We start from the raw sequence: 13,547 nt of genomic DNA, 5'->3' as shown, positions 1-13,547 counted from the left end.
AAATACCACGTTCGCACCGATACCGAACTAAATCCCATATTTACCCAGAACCTAATGTTTTTAGAAGACTACTTTAGGTTCACCGCCAATATCCCCCTTTCCATTACAGAACAAATACTGTCTTCAGTCCAAGCCAGTCCAGGAACAACCATAGCCGCTACACTTGCAACCATTCCCGGAGTGCGTGCTAACGATATTTACGCCATGATTGCAAAAGAGCAACTCTACGTAGACTTGTATGCAGTTTCCTTAGTGGAGCATTGGCGAGTTCAGCTATGGGCAGACGAACAAACTCATGCTGCTCATACACATTTAGCCATAGGGATAAGTGGGCATCATCAAACAATTACCTCACCCACAACTCTCTTGCCTAACACTTTATTAGTCTGGGACTCACAACTTTGGACTTTAGTTAACTTGGGCGAGACGACAACCACACTTTTACCTGAAGTTGGGCAACCAATGCAATTGCCCACAGCATTTTTTCTGCAATTATTTGATAGCGGCACTATCAACATTCTCACCTCAGAAAAACAAACAACCCTCAATGAGGGAGTGCGTGAATTGATGGATGCCGCCTCACCTGCGGATCTACAAAGAGCCAATCGCAGATTTCATCTAGTACAAGCATATTTCCAGCACCGCACAGACATATATAAGGACATTCCTCAAAGCACCTTGTCTCGATGGGTCAAACAGTTTCGGGAAGCGGAAGCCACTTTTGGTTGCGGTTATGTTGGTTTGCTCCCACGTACAAATAATAGAGGAAATCGCCTCCCCAAAGCACCAACAGATGCCAGCGTTTTACTAGATAAATTTATTACAGAACACTTCGAGACACCAAGACAAGCTCCAGCCGCTTCTGTTTATCGGGCATATACAAGAGCCTGCGAAAGAGCCAACATCCCTCCACTGAGTCAGCGCACATTTTATACTCGGCTAAAAAAGCGTCCAATCCATGAGCAGACTTTAAAACGTCAGGGAGCAAAAGCCGCATACCCAACCGAACCGATTGTTTTAGAACTAGCTAAAACTACACCCCGGCACGGAGACCGCCCCTTTGCTATCTGCCATCTTGACCACACCCAACTCGATATCGAATTACGCTCTAAAGTTTCTGGTCGGAACTTAGGACGACCTTGGCTGACATTACTGATTGATGCCTACTCCCGACGCATCTTAGCAGTTTATCTTACCTTTGACCCACCTTCTTACAGGTCTTGCATGATGGCACTACGGTTGTGCGTCCAGCGTTTTGGTCGTTTTCCCCAATCCGTAGTTGTAGATGGCGGCAAGGAATTTCATAGCGTTTACTTTGATACCTTATTAGCACGCTACCACTGCATCAAAAAGACTCGTCCTGGTGCTAAACCCCGTTTTGGCTCAGTAGTTGAGCGATTATTCGGCACAACCAATACTGAATTTATCTTTAACTTACTAGGCAACACCCAAGCCAGTAAGCAGCCACGTCAATTAACCAAGGTTGTTGACCCCAAACAACTTGCCGTTTGGACATTAGCAGATTTATATACATACCTGTGTGAGTGGGCATACACCATTTATGACACGAGCGTACATGATTCCTTAAACTTACCCAGTTTAAGGAGTATGCAGTTTTACATCCCCAGTTAGAACGAGTAGATATGTTGTTGATGCGTGCGATTCGAGAACCCGCCGGATTTGCTCATGTGTTGGTGTATGGGCCAAGCGGTGTGGGTAAAACAACGATGATTCGACAGATTGCTAAACGGTTAAATGAGAATGTACCCGAACCGTTACCCGGTGTTTCCAATTCCTTGAGCTATCGTAACGGCAGTCAGCTCCCGATGCCATTATTGCTGTTAGAAACACGACCATCTGACGGTGGGGTGTTTAATCGGGCAGATTATTACCGCACTGCACTAAAACTTTTGGGAGAACCATTCTATGAGCGGCGGATGCTGATAGATATTGATGCGGAGCAGACCTGGGAGAAAAAAGGACGCTCCCGGACTAAAACAGCACAGTTTAATGATTCGCCTGAACTGCGTCACGCATTAGAAGAGGTAATGACCAAACGTGGTGTACGAGCAGTGATTTTGGATGAAGCACAGCACTTAATGAAGATTGGGACTGGTGCTAGTGCTGGTAAACTTTTAGATCAGTTGGACTGGATTAAGTCTATGACCAACGTTACGGGTGTGCTACACATTCTCATTGGGACTTACGAACTGCTCAATTTCCGTAATTTAAGTGGTCAAGCATCGCGGCGAGGACTGGATATCCATTTTCCGCGTTATTTGTATCAAAATGAACAAGACCGCCAAGATTTTCAAGCTGCATTATTGGCACTCCTGATGCAAGTACCGATGAATGTGGATGTAAAAGAGCTAATGCAGCATTGGCTTTATTTTTATGAGCGTTCCATTGGTTGTGTTGGGGTACTCAAGGACTGGCTTATCCGGGCTGTGGCGGCGGCATTGCATGATGGTCACGATACTTTGAGTTTAGAACGACTGCATGAACATACCCTCACACTAGCCCAATGTGAACGCATGGCTTTGGATACCACTGAGGGGGAACAAAAACTCTCTTACATGGAAAGTCGCCGTGAACATTTGTGGCATTTGCTACAGATAGGCATGGGTTCGACATCTGTACCAAAAGCTGCGGTGGATTTATCTGTGGGTGCGGCGACTGCGGCTGCATCGCCCTCGAAATCTGACAAATCCCCGCAAGAAGCGAAACGGACTCGTAAAAAGCCTGCACCTGAGAGCAATGATGAAACAGATAAAGCGACACCAAGTGAAACTTCCATAGAACCAGTACCTAAGAAAAAACAAACTCGTAAGAAGACAAAACCAGATGATTCTTCCATTAGTGAGACACCACTAGAAACAAATATTACCCCTAGTCCCACGGATGCACAGAAGACAGATGAAACACCCCCTCAACAGCAAACGCCTAAAAAGTCTTCGGGGCGTGTCGGACAACGTAAACCCAAACGAGATACTGTAGGACAACAGTGAACATCAAAAAATTCATGAGCTAACAGAGTTATAAAATCCTCCCCCTTCCGTGTAATACATGGGAGAGCCTGACGTACATTTTTCACTACCTCACCCGTGTAATACTTGGTAAAAGGTTATTCTTTACCATCTCTTCCAAATAATCCGCTCGGCTACACCCCAAGCATTCAGCCGCTATACCCAATGCCTTCCATGTTTCATCAGTCAATCTCAAAGAACGTACTTGGCGGTAATCATCATTTTTGAGCGCAAACTTTCCCTGAATATCTCGTTTCCGCATAAACTTTTCCATGTAATACACCGTTAGTTTACCCCTGTCCGTGTATTACATGGAAGATTATTCTACTTGGATTCTAATTTTTGAAGCATAAAATGGTTAACTCTTTTTGAAGCATATCTTGAGCTAAAAGTTTATTTTATGATTCAAATCACATAAATAACTGCATTGCTTCCTGGGTGATTAAGTCATGCTCTTGATAAATTTTCTCTAACTCCTGAGACTTGGCAAGTTGAAAACGTCTGTTAGATTCAGTGTCTACTTGAGATTTAAAGTTAAATTCCCATTGCTCAGTCTCACTTTCTAGATATTCAATGCGTTGGGCATCTTTTTGAGTCTGTGTAGATAATTGATTTAACTTGGCTTGCAATTGAGCGATTAAACCCGTATTCTCTAGTTTGTTGTGACCTAACGAGTTTATAGTACTTCTAGCTTCTTTGAGTTCATCTTTCAATGATTCTAGTTGGCTGTTAACGGTAGCTAGTTTTGACTTGCAAGTGTCGAACTCTCGAAGAACTTTAGTTAGTGTCTCACCCGCTTTTTTGTTCTTGTTTTCGGCATCGTTTAGCAGTTTTTGAGACTTGGAATCTGTGACTAGATAAGTGATAAAACTTGCTGGTAATGCTCCTAAACCAAGTATAGAGATCAGCTTGACTGTATCGGTTTTGAAGCCACTAGAAGCGATTGCCAAGCCAACACATAAACTAAAAGCAGATAACCCTAATTTTTGAGAAAGTTTCATCGGATTTTTTTGGATTCTTAATTTCAAGTTACTTTATGTCTGTAAAATAAAAAAAAATACTTGGCTATTTTTAGAGCTAGCCAAGTACGTTCTGAGCTTAATTAGCTTTGACTTCCAGATAATCGCCTAACTGTGCTTTAAAGCTTGCAAGTTTTCCTTGTGATTCAACAGTTCTTAGTCGTAAATCCTCGGCTTTTATTTGAGCTTGTAACAGCTTTTGATTAAGTTCGTCTTTGCTATGAATTGCAATATTTCTATCTGCAATTGTTTTAACTTGGCTGACATCCAAGACAACTGATTTTTGGGTAGTAACTTCTTTTTGATTCGCATAGTCAAGATAATTACCTTTGACTTTCTCAATTTCAGTAGCCGCTTGGATGCCAGCACCAAAAGCCTTAGAATGCTTACCGATTATAGTAAATTTCTCGCGCGTTAAATCTAAAGCAGCACCCGTTAATTTGAGCGCTCGTGTAGCACTTTCATAGATTCTCATGCCTTTATCAAGCTGGCTTTGGCTGGCTTGTGGGAGAGTTTCAGTAGGATTTAAAGGGTCATTAATACGGTAATCTTCTGGTTTGAATGTTGACATCATTCCCGGTATTAAATCCGGTGTGAGAGTTAGCAAACCAGGGATGTGTTTGTCTGTAAGAATTGTAGAATTATTAGAAACAGTTGAATTGTTTGAATTCGTGCTAGATGCCGAACTATTAGTGTTGCTTGAATTTCTTTTAGCTAGCTTTTCAGCGACAGCTTGAGCGGCTGCTTTTGTAGTATCGATTTTAGCCATTTTATTTACTTCCTTTTTTATTGCTGGTTAAAGAATTTTCGGGTATTTACAAGTGACTGATAGCGAATTTGTAACTGATGAAAGGCTTTGTCTATTTCGCTGAATTCGAGTGCTAATTCTTCATCGAGATCATATTTTTTCAGTACTTGATTTAGCTCTTTCTCATCCGTTTTAGCTTGTGTAATTTGGCTGCTTAGTTCATCCATCTTTTATCGCCTTCCATTACCGCGATTTGTGGGCTGTTCTGGCTGTACCGTAGCGGCTTGTACATCTTTGATTGCTGCTAAATCGCCAATAGTAGTAAAAAAGCTTCCAAGCGTGTTAATAATGATTAAAGCTGCTATGATCTTCTGCACGACTTTCATGATTCAATTCCTTGTGTAGGTTGGATTGTGGCAACTGCGAAAACTTTCTCAGGGCGATCGCAGTTGTTAAAAGTATTAATTGCCTTCAAAATATTCAACTGTGCTGATACCTTCCAAAACTTCGTTTAGCGCTTGAATTGCGTCACCTAAAGTTAAATCGTTGTTAGTTGTGAAACAGTCACTTTGTTGGATTTTTTGATAGCTAGAATCACTCAAAACTATTTGTAGTGATGCTTCACAGCCTTTGATAATTGCTTTGATTTGTTCGTTGGTCATAACTTTCACAGCAGTTTTGGACAGTTTTTAAAAATCTTCTAGAAGTGCTGAGAGCCTTTTAATTATCGGGTCTTCATTCTGTGGAATGTCATCTTGTGGTAACGGTTGATTTTTTTGTACTGGCTTTTGAACATTTGGAACGTATTGATAATCAGCCAGGAATGAGTACCCTTTAAGTTTTAAATCCGTTAGTAGGTAGTTCAAAACTTCGCTTGGGTTATCACACTCTAGTTGCTCTTGAAGTAAGCAGAAGTAGTGTTTTAAGTGTGGTTTGATAGTTACTCGCATTGCTTTATTTATTGATTTTGACTATTGAATTGGTAAAAAGTGGCTCTTTTAAGAAGCAGAAATATTACCAGAAATATCTACCAATGCTAGATTTTCGTCAGAAGCAATTGCAATTTGTCCTGATAAAAGTTTGCTATAAAAGTAATCTTTAGCTTCTTTTTCAGTCATACCCGAAACTTCAAATTTTAGAGTGATTTCAAACGTTGTCTTGTGTTCTTGAGGTTTTAAAGTTTTCATTTCTTCAAGTTCCTTACTGTTGTTGTAATTTTTCAAGAGTCAATTGCTCAACTGTGGCGGCGGCGGCTTGCTGTTCCAATTCAAAAATCTTTAGACCTTTTTCAATACCACGAGTGATAGCCTGTTGTGCTTCCAAGTCATCCAACACGGTTTGATTACTTTTGGTGCGATTAGCTTCTGTAGCAATCCGTTCTTTGATAGCGGCGATTCGGTCTTGAACTGATACGTTTAGCGCTGTGGTGTTCTTCTGGATATTTGCCAGTTTATTTTCAAGTGCTTCTGTGTGCCGTGTGGGAACCAATGCTGATGTAGATGTCTTGTTGGCTTGCTGTGGTTTCTGGTTTTCAGATGCCACTAACGCGATATATTCAGATGAAGTTTTGCAAGTCTGCACGCGCCTTAACTCTACTAAACATCGTTCTGAATACTTACCCAAGCTTGGATTAAAAACTGTTTCAGGTTCCCAAAAGTAAGCTTGCTTGACCGTCTTAACCAAATTGAATACTTGACGGCGTTTAACCTTCAGAAGTGCAGTAAGGTCATCTACTGTGTAATGCACTGTGTATTGCTCAGTGTCTTGCACTTCGATTGCATCGATATCATGGAAGTCTTGATACATAAAGCTTTTATTTGATTGTGTAGCATGGGTGTGCAGTAAGTTATTTGCACATCTAAATACTAACTTCATAAGTAGTACTTGTCAAGTAATATTTTTGATGTTATTCTAAAGGCTAGACTTAAAGACATACTTAAGGAGTAGTACCTCGTATGCTTACTTTGATGAAAGTATTGTATAGTAAAGAATTTCCAGGATTAGGAGAGAAAATTAAACACGCTAGAAAAGCATCTGACAGACCATTAACCTTTCTTTGTGCTGAAGCGGGAATATCAAGCCCACATTGGCATCGTATAGAAAATGAGAAGGTCGGCGAAGTACCTTTTGAAACTCTTAAAAATATTGAAAAAGCTTTAAATATTGATTTAGGAATTGATTTAGATCGACCCTTAGACAATATGAAACAGGAGAATGAGAAGACAGCATGACTCAAACTTTACAGAAAAAACTAGTCACATTTGATGAATTCGTCGCTAAGTATCCTGATAACACAGGTAAACGTTATGAACTGCATGATGGGTTTGTAGTTGAAATGGCACAACCAACGGGTGATCATGAAGATGTTGTGGGTTTTTTAGCACTAGAAATATCAGCAGATATCAAGCGTTTAAATCTACCTTATTACATTCCAAAAACTGTATTAGTCAAACCACTTGAGGGTGAATCAGCTTATTATCCAGACGTATTAGTAATCAATCGACCAAACTTAGTAAATGAGCCTTTATGGAAAAAAGAATCAACTGTATCTCAAGCTGCATCTATTCCATTGGTTATTGAAGTTGTTAGTACTAATTGGCGAGATGATTATTACAAAAAATTGGCAGATTATGAAGCTATAGGTATTCCAGAATATTGGATTGTAGATTATGCTGCTATAGGTGCTAGAAAGTTTATTGGCAATCCTAAACAACCAACTATTTCGATTTATCAATTAATCGATGGTGAGTACCAAGTTACTCAATTTAGAGGTAGTGATCGTATTCAATCATTGGCTTTCTCAGAGTTAAATTTAACTGCTGAACAGGTTTTTCAAGCTGGATATGTCGGTTAAAACTAATTGTTAACGGTTCTTTAAAATGCCTAGAACTAAATTACACCCTAAAGATTTAGATGAAAATGACCTACTAACCCTTGTTGAACTGCACTCACGCTTAGGCGCAGGTTATCATCCTAGAACAGTTAAAAGGTTAATTCAAAAAGGAAAATTAATACAAGGTCTACATTACTTTAGAACTAACGGAAATACTGGATTAATTAAAATCAGTCTGACAGCAATGAAACAATATTTGATTGATATCAATTTGCGTTAATTTTTATGACAAAAACTAAATTATTTGAACCTTTAAATGCTGATGTACCTAGCACAGTGCCGAACTCTTGGAAATCTTTAATAAGCCAATTAGAAAATGATTTCAGATTAGCTGTTATCCAATCCGACGCACCTTTAATGTCTGATACGCTTTTTAGATTGAGCGATTTGCACTGGTTTTTTAAAGAGTCTTGGGACGGTAAGCACAAAATACCTTTACCTTGCTCTACAGCACCTTTATTTAAAGCCAGAGGTCAACTACTCAAATTCATAGCTTCCTTGGCTAAAGAATGCCATTTCAAAGGCGTTAAAGAGTCTTTAAGCTATAACAATCCGGTTGATTGGGTGGCAGGGATTCTATTTGAAGGTATTCTGTGGTGCGGTGAAGGCAAAAATAAAACAGAAGGTATTAAGACTACACAAGGGCATAATAAAGCCCTAAGAAGCTTTGAGAACCCTTACAGCCGTGAAAAGTACCCTCATACATGGAATTTAATCCAAGCTTCAATTAAATGGGCTGAAAGCGTCTATAAATGCGATTTTACGAAACTTTGGAATGAATTTTTAGATGCTAAATCCACAGCTACCAGAGAATTAGAATCACCCTACTTTGTACCTGTAGAGCAAGGTGAAGATGGTCAGTTTTATACTGTTCTCTCTCCCAAAACCAGAGGAAAAGGTAAAGTCCTTTTAAGCCAAGCTATGTTTAAAAATAGTTTTTCAGATTCTAAGTGTTATCACGCAGGAGGGCTTAAAGTCTTACTGGGTAAGCCTTCTGGCTTCTAGTCCGTTGGAGTGAAAATGTTACATTTTCAATGCCAAAATATAAACGTACACCCATATAAAAGGAAAGCGCCTTTAAAAATCTGTCTGGCTGATGTTTTTGCTTAGTCCGTGACTAGCCTTCTCACATCCTGTAACGTCTGATAAACGTTACACCTTCCAGTCCCTTAAAGACACCAAAGATTTTTAATATATTTTCAGGTTAACACGTTCACAAAAGTAATACGTCGGACAAATAGATAAAAAAAGCGCTTCCTAATCCCCTATCAGAAGGATAAAGAAGCTCAAATGTTAGGTCAATTATCACATAATTCAAAGCCATCTGGCAAGTATTACACCGTAATACAATTCTGGAATCGTTTAGGGCTACAAGCCAGAAAGAATAAAGAATCTGAGCATTTAGAGCATTTTTTGAGCTTTCCCGATCAGGAAGCTATAGGAAGAGTTTTCGCGGTAGATAACTGGTTGGCTGTTCAATTCCATGAACGAGTTCAAGATATATCACCAAGGCTCAAAGGAAGCTCAATACAGCCTGAAGTAATCGATCCGCTACGAATAGAACATTTTTTCGGTGATCTATTAGCTGAATTCCTGGGTATCCCTTCAGTAGCAATCGCAGCATTAGAAAATGGTTTTGTGATTTGCACCGGGAAACTCACTGATAAACCAGTGGCTTCTCTAATTCGTTTGAAGCCCTCCGGTAAGCTTGAAGCGTTAAAGGGAGGTCGTAACTAATGACTAACCTTTACCCAAGCAACAAACACAATCCTTGTCCGGTCTGTGAAAATGACGATGGTGATTGTAGGCATAGCAAAGCGGACGAAAATTTTCAGCTATGCCATACCTTTGCCGATGCTAGAAAGGGTGAAAGAGTCAACGGATTTATTTGTGTCAAAGAAAGCAATGGACACACAGCAAGTTTTAAACCCGACAATAGCACCGAATGGACAGAAGAACGGCGGCGGGAATGGGCTGATGAAAAAAAACGACGGCGTGAGCGTTCTGAACGGGAAGAACAACAAAAGTTAGCTCAATTACTCCCCATTCCTGACCGGGATGAACAATACCGCCGTATCGTTGCCACACTTGGACTAAACCAAAAGCATAGACACTCAGAGTTGTCTGAGAAACGCGGTTTAAATTCTGAAGAGATTGATTTTGCAGTTTCTCAAGGATGGATCACCAGTTGGAAGCCAGGGTTAAAAGTTGATGCTTCTCCATCTCTGGCAGGAGTCATGCTTGCAAATGGAACTACGCAACTAACAGGAGTCATTGGGCTTGCGATCGCGGCTGTAAACCTCAACAGTGAAATCACAGGATTTCAAATAGCCAGTGATAACCGTGTAAAATTTGGTAAGTACATTTGGTTATCATCTGCTAATAAAGGCGGAAACAGCCCACATTTACCGAGCGGTGAATTACCTGTATTTCTCTGGAGGCATCCCGAAGCCGAACAAATAACTGAAACTTGGTTAGTAGAAGGTTCGCTAAAATCACTGATTACTGCCCTGAAATTGTGGTTTAGGTACGGACGTAAGGATATTCAAATTGTTGGGGCAGCAGGGGCAAACTGGCTAGGCTCAATCAATGCAGTAGTAGAAGCGTTAGGGCAAACTAATAAAGTTGTTTTATGTCCAGATGCCGGAAGCTTAAGCAATTCTCACATCCTGAATAATTACAAGAAAATTACTGAAGAATTAACAAGTAGAACTTACTCAGTAAATGTTGCTTGGTGGAACCAATTAGAAAAAAACCAAGACCCTGATATTGATGAACTTGAAAACACACTAAGCTTTGATTTAATCACACCGGAGAATTTTTTATTACTTGTTAAAGAACACGAAGTAGAAAAAAATGAAACTGAAACTGTAGATGGAAAAATAATTATTGAGCATCCTGATCAACATCCAGAACATATTTATTCCACCGAATCAGGAACAGATTTTAAATCTCCTATACCTGTTGACCCTGGTAAGCTTCCAAGATGGGTAGCTTCTAGAATGTATACAGCAGATTTGACAGTTGAAAATGAAAAAGTAGATTTTAAATTATTTCCACGGGAAGACAATCAAATTACTACTATTAGCGCGTCAAAAGGTGGTGGAAAGTCTGAAAGCGCAAGAGATGAGAAACTAGAGCGCCAAATTATAGACGGCATCTACTCGATCACGATTTTACCGCGCAGAAAATTGGTAGCTCAAGAAATTGCTGAGATGCGAAAAATGGGAATGGTTGTAGAAAATTTTTCTAAATTTGATAGATCAACAACCATTCCAGAAAATACCCACTTAGTAGGTTGCACAGAATCCTTGCCAAAGATAGAGGGCTATTGCTACAAGTATGACCTTTACTTTGATGAAAAAACAGCCAGCGACAGACAGCTAGTAAGTGGGGGAACTGTCAAAGGCGCTGAAAGGGCAAAGCTACAGGAAATAATAAGCAGTGAGCTTAGAGCGGCTAAAAGAGTTTACATCATGGATGATGATTTAGCAGATCATGATATTGAAATGCTAAAGAAAATAGCACCTAATAAAAAGGTGGTTGCCGTCCGCTTTGAAACCATAAAGCGCCTAAGAGATTTTAAATTCTTGGATGGGATTAGTACCGATAAAGACGGTGAAATAGACTTAAAAAAAGCCAATCAATCGGCACTCTTAAATTTAATAATAGAGCCAGAATCTAAGCTTTTTATCGTGACGGACACACAAGGAACAAAAATTGAAAAATTACTAAACCACCATAGCAAAGTAGGATTCTTGATCAACTCTGAAATATCCGCTAATTACCGTCTACCAGATGGAAGCCTTTGTGAAGGTGAAACATGGAAGCATTTATTTAATCGTGTTCCCCTGGCTCTAGAGAGATACGGTAATTTAATCTCAATTGATAAACTTAATTCATCTTGGGTATCTGAGATGATGCAAGATCCATCAGAATTTATCCTAAAATATCAGCCTGATTTTGTACTTGGTTCACCGTCAATTATGACGGGATTTAGTGTAAAACTTCAAAAATACTTTAACTGTATAGCTGGTATTTTTTGCGGCTTATTAAGAACCCAAGGGTTATCACAATTTTTATTTAGATTACGCGACAACGATATACCTACATATATCTCAATACCTGAGAAAGGATTATTTAGTGATAAGGATGATTACTACTACGAAGATTTAGGAAAATTAATTAATGAAAGAATGACTGAGCTAGCAGCAGAATTTGGAAATCCAGATGCGGAGGATATCATTCTGAATGCTCAGAAGCGTATCAATTCTACATGGCAAGATCGATCGCTACTTGAGAAAGGTTTAGAGCTTTTTGAAAAGAATCACTATCGCTCGTGCCTTCGATATGTACTTGAGAAAGAAGGGCATACTGTAGAGTTTGTCACATCAATTACCCGTCCCGATATTGCTCAGAATATGAAAGATATTGCAATAGAGGAAAAAATACAAAAAGCATCTGAGATTTTTAATGCTAACGAATATGTAGACGGGCTTGAAGAAGCTAAACAGGTACACGAGCGACTAGAGACTGTAGACACAGCCAGAGCGCTTACAAAGGCTCGAATTCTCGATAAACTCCCTGGTATTAAAGATACTTCGATATGGTCAGAAGATTTTATCCTAGAGTGTTATCTGAAAAATAGAAACTTCATCAAACAACAGGAAAATTTCTATTTTGTGCATAATCCAGAGATGTCTAAGAAACGCCTGGAAGCAGCACTATATAATACTGCCACTGCTGAATTTGTGGACGGCGAAAGCTTAGTGCAGAAGGACTACCATGTTATCAAAGCATTGCAAGCTTTAGGAATTCCAGAACTCATCAAGCAACTTGAGAACGGTTTAGAGTTGACTAAGAAGAGTCCTGAAGTACTTAAAATCATTGCTAAAGCTAGAAGGACGGATATAAAAACTTACCGTCTAGCTGGATTGATACCAGAGAACAAAACTGTTGAGCAAAAAGAAAACGTGAAATTTATCAAACAGTTGCTAGGACTAGCAGGAGTTTATCTAAAAAGTAACGGTCAGACCAACACCAAAGGCGGCAAATATTACGTCTACGGGCTGGATTTTGATAAATTCAATAGTGACTATCGTACAGTTGCTTTGGATTGTGTAAATATTCGATGGAATACCTGGGAAGCTGAAAACTACCAAACTGATAAACCTAATTGGGAGTACACGCTAGAAACAGGACAGAGAGCGCCTAAAGCGTTATCGATGCCTGAGACAGAGTTAGCCTGTGATCCTACAAGTTTAGAGCCTGTCACGGCTGTAGCAACAGCACAGGAAACGGTAATAGAAAACTTACCAGCTATGGAACCTAATATTATGGATAAGGTAAAAGAGATGGTTTTGTTTGGGTTCACACCTGCTATAAAAGCGATCGCTAAACAAATCAAAGAATTTGGACAAGCTTCTGAAAAAGCGCTGGCAACGCTAACAGAAATTGAACTCTTAGCACTACAGGAAGCGGTTCTAGAGATGTCAACAACCTAGAAAAGTATAAAAATACAAAATCCCAAAGTTACTTGGGATTTTGTAAAGAGTGACTTTCTAAACTTTGAAAATGCTAGTATCAATGCAATGTATATCTATAATCCAAAAATAAAAATTATGACTTTTACACCACGGCAACGAATAACTTTAGACGGTAAAACTTATCTATTACCATCTGATATCTTGCAGCAAATTAAAGCACTTACTAAGGGATATGAAGCGCTAGTACTCAATACTGCTCGGTTAAGGAGAAGTAGAGGTAAAACAAAGAAAATTTTGTTCGCGTAAAACATCCGCGAACAAAAGGATTGGACTTACTTTTTCTCTTTGAGGCTATCGTACAAGTCCACCCAATTT

Annotated in this window: 16 protein-coding genes and 2 pseudogenes; 9 read left to right on the top strand and 9 right to left on the bottom strand. The window is 39.5% G+C overall.

Annotated features, from left to right (window positions below; translation table 11 throughout):
• A pseudogene (locus LC574_RS05645) lies at positions 1-1,632 on the top strand (DDE-type integrase/transposase/recombinase); the annotation flags it as partial.
• 11 nt (positions 1,633-1,643) lie between these two features.
• The gene (locus LC574_RS05640) at positions 1,644-3,008 is read left to right on the top strand and encodes an ATP-binding protein (RefSeq protein ID WP_229451901.1); all 1,365 of its coding nucleotides are present in this window, start codon (positions 1,644-1,646) and stop codon (positions 3,006-3,008) included.
• 94 nt (positions 3,009-3,102) lie between these two features.
• On the opposite strand, the pseudogene LC574_RS05635 reads toward LC574_RS05640, so the two are convergent.
• The 9 genes and pseudogenes from LC574_RS05635 to LC574_RS05595 all read right to left on the bottom strand — a co-directional run.
• A pseudogene (locus LC574_RS05635) lies at positions 3,103-3,288 on the bottom strand (hypothetical protein); the annotation flags it as partial.
• 148 nt (positions 3,289-3,436) lie between these two features.
• Complete coding sequence (locus LC574_RS05630) at positions 3,437-4,027, bottom strand: hypothetical protein (RefSeq protein WP_229451899.1); 591 nt, start codon at positions 4,025-4,027, stop codon at positions 3,437-3,439.
• A gap of 97 nt (positions 4,028-4,124) precedes the next feature.
• Positions 4,125-4,814 carry a hypothetical protein gene (locus LC574_RS05625; RefSeq protein ID WP_229451898.1) on the bottom strand — a complete coding sequence of 230 codons (690 nt, stop codon included), beginning with the start codon at positions 4,812-4,814 and terminating at the stop codon, positions 4,125-4,127.
• Between the two features lie 17 nt (positions 4,815-4,831).
• A complete protein-coding gene (locus tag LC574_RS05620; protein WP_229451896.1) occupies positions 4,832-5,020 on the bottom strand; it encodes a hypothetical protein in 189 nt (62 codons plus the stop codon).
• Positions 5,021-5,023: 3 nt separating this feature from the next.
• Positions 5,024-5,179: a hypothetical protein gene (locus LC574_RS05615; RefSeq protein ID WP_229451895.1), complete on the bottom strand. Its 156-nt coding sequence runs from the start codon at positions 5,177-5,179 to the stop codon at positions 5,024-5,026.
• Positions 5,180-5,254: 75 nt separating this feature from the next.
• A complete protein-coding gene (locus LC574_RS05610) occupies positions 5,255-5,455 on the bottom strand; it encodes a hypothetical protein (protein WP_229451894.1) in 201 nt (66 codons plus the stop codon).
• Between the two features lie 27 nt (positions 5,456-5,482).
• A complete protein-coding gene (locus LC574_RS05605; RefSeq protein ID WP_229451892.1) occupies positions 5,483-5,743 on the bottom strand; it encodes a hypothetical protein in 261 nt (86 codons plus the stop codon).
• A gap of 48 nt (positions 5,744-5,791) precedes the next feature.
• On the bottom strand, positions 5,792-6,016 hold the full coding sequence (locus LC574_RS05600; protein WP_229451890.1) for a hypothetical protein: 225 nt from the start codon (positions 6,014-6,016) through the stop codon (positions 5,792-5,794).
• Positions 5,994-6,599, bottom strand: coding sequence for a hypothetical protein (locus tag LC574_RS05595; RefSeq protein ID WP_229451889.1), 606 nt, complete (start codon positions 6,597-6,599; stop codon positions 5,994-5,996). The genes LC574_RS05600 and LC574_RS05595 overlap by 23 nt, the downstream gene beginning before the upstream one ends.
• A gap of 149 nt (positions 6,600-6,748) precedes the next feature.
• On the opposite strand from LC574_RS05595, the gene LC574_RS05590 reads away from it, so the two are divergent.
• The 7 genes from LC574_RS05590 (at position 6,749) to LC574_RS05560 (ending at position 13,478) form a co-directional block, all read left to right on the top strand.
• Positions 6,749-7,024 (top strand): helix-turn-helix domain-containing protein, encoded by a 276-nt coding sequence (locus LC574_RS05590; protein WP_229451887.1) that lies wholly within the window; start codon positions 6,749-6,751, stop codon positions 7,022-7,024.
• Positions 7,021-7,647: a Uma2 family endonuclease gene (locus LC574_RS05585; protein ID WP_229451886.1), complete on the top strand. Its 627-nt coding sequence runs from the start codon at positions 7,021-7,023 to the stop codon at positions 7,645-7,647. Before LC574_RS05590 ends, LC574_RS05585 begins: the two co-directional genes overlap by 4 nt.
• Before the next feature lie 25 nt (positions 7,648-7,672).
• Positions 7,673-7,906 carry a hypothetical protein gene (locus LC574_RS05580; RefSeq protein ID WP_229451885.1) on the top strand — a complete coding sequence of 78 codons (234 nt, stop codon included), beginning with the start codon at positions 7,673-7,675 and terminating at the stop codon, positions 7,904-7,906.
• A gap of 5 nt (positions 7,907-7,911) precedes the next feature.
• The gene (locus LC574_RS05575) at positions 7,912-8,691 is read left to right on the top strand and encodes a hypothetical protein (RefSeq protein ID WP_229451884.1); all 780 of its coding nucleotides are present in this window, start codon (positions 7,912-7,914) and stop codon (positions 8,689-8,691) included.
• Between the two features lie 285 nt (positions 8,692-8,976).
• Positions 8,977-9,423: a hypothetical protein gene (locus LC574_RS05570; protein ID WP_229451883.1), complete on the top strand. Its 447-nt coding sequence runs from the start codon at positions 8,977-8,979 to the stop codon at positions 9,421-9,423.
• Positions 9,423-13,190, top strand: coding sequence for a hypothetical protein (locus LC574_RS05565; protein WP_229451882.1), 3,768 nt, complete (start codon positions 9,423-9,425; stop codon positions 13,188-13,190). The genes LC574_RS05570 and LC574_RS05565 overlap by 1 nt, the downstream gene beginning before the upstream one ends.
• 117 nt (positions 13,191-13,307) lie before the next feature.
• Entirely contained in the window at positions 13,308-13,478 is a 171-nt protein-coding gene (locus LC574_RS05560; protein ID WP_229451880.1) for a hypothetical protein, read from the top strand.
• The last annotated feature ends 69 nt before the right edge of the window (positions 13,479-13,547 follow it).

Source organism: Nostoc sp. CHAB 5715 (assembly GCF_020829685.1).
Taxonomy (GTDB): Bacteria; Cyanobacteriota; Cyanobacteriia; order Cyanobacteriales; family Nostocaceae; genus Nostoc.
Note: the sequence above shows the minus strand (reverse complement) of the source record. Positions and strands in the feature narration are given on the sequence as shown.

Bases quoted from the DNA above. Each gene is read 5' to 3' on its own strand.
- LC574_RS05640 (WP_229451901.1), top strand. From the start codon at position 1,644: ATGTTGTTGATGCGTGCGATTCGAGAACCCGCCGGATTTGCTCATGTG.
- LC574_RS05630 (WP_229451899.1), bottom strand. From the start codon at position 4,027: ATGAAACTTTCTCAAAAATTAGGGTTATCTGCTTTTAGTTTATGTGTT.
- LC574_RS05625 (WP_229451898.1), bottom strand. From the start codon at position 4,814: ATGGCTAAAATCGATACTACAAAAGCAGCCGCTCAAGCTGTCGCTGAA.
- LC574_RS05620 (WP_229451896.1), bottom strand. From the start codon at position 5,020: ATGGATGAACTAAGCAGCCAAATTACACAAGCTAAAACGGATGAGAAA.
- LC574_RS05615 (WP_229451895.1), bottom strand. From the start codon at position 5,179: ATGAAAGTCGTGCAGAAGATCATAGCAGCTTTAATCATTATTAACACG.
- LC574_RS05610 (WP_229451894.1), bottom strand. From the start codon at position 5,455: ATGACCAACGAACAAATCAAAGCAATTATCAAAGGCTGTGAAGCATCA.
- LC574_RS05605 (WP_229451892.1), bottom strand. From the start codon at position 5,743: ATGCGAGTAACTATCAAACCACACTTAAAACACTACTTCTGCTTACTT.
- LC574_RS05595 (WP_229451889.1), bottom strand. From the start codon at position 6,599: ATGTATCAAGACTTCCATGATATCGATGCAATCGAAGTGCAAGACACT.
- LC574_RS05590 (WP_229451887.1), top strand. From the start codon at position 6,749: ATGCTTACTTTGATGAAAGTATTGTATAGTAAAGAATTTCCAGGATTA.
- LC574_RS05585 (WP_229451886.1), top strand. From the start codon at position 7,021: ATGACTCAAACTTTACAGAAAAAACTAGTCACATTTGATGAATTCGTC.
- LC574_RS05580 (WP_229451885.1), top strand. From the start codon at position 7,673: ATGCCTAGAACTAAATTACACCCTAAAGATTTAGATGAAAATGACCTA.
- LC574_RS05575 (WP_229451884.1), top strand. From the start codon at position 7,912: ATGACAAAAACTAAATTATTTGAACCTTTAAATGCTGATGTACCTAGC.
- LC574_RS05570 (WP_229451883.1), top strand. From the start codon at position 8,977: ATGTTAGGTCAATTATCACATAATTCAAAGCCATCTGGCAAGTATTAC.
- LC574_RS05565 (WP_229451882.1), top strand. From the start codon at position 9,423: ATGACTAACCTTTACCCAAGCAACAAACACAATCCTTGTCCGGTCTGT.
- LC574_RS05560 (WP_229451880.1), top strand. From the start codon at position 13,308: ATGACTTTTACACCACGGCAACGAATAACTTTAGACGGTAAAACTTAT.